Genomic DNA, 276 nt, shown 5'->3' on the forward strand with positions numbered 1-276 from the left:
CGCCGAGTTTCTGCGACGCCGTGGACAGCGTTTCAATCTTCGCGTCAATGCTGGCCTTGTCGCTCGCCGTGCTCTTGAGCGCTTCTTCAAGATCCTTCAACGCAGCTTCGATCTGTTCCTTCTCGGCCGCTTCAATCTTGTCGCCGTACTCAGCCACGGCCTTCTTCGTGCTGTGCACCAGCGCGTCGCCCTGATTGCGCGAGTCGGCCAGTTCACGCAGACGATGATCTTCGTCAGCGTTCGCTTCAGCATCCTTCACCATCTTGTCGATCTCGG

General features: G+C 58.3%; 1 protein-coding gene. It reads right to left on the reverse strand.

The genetic code is table 11. The annotated features are described in order from the left end of the window. Positions 1-276 (reverse strand): Hsp70 family protein (locus tag ACRXB1_RS37655; RefSeq protein ID WP_449494971.1); only part of this gene is annotated, 276 nt, incomplete at both ends.

Source organism: Caballeronia sp. M23-90 (genome assembly GCF_053574605.1).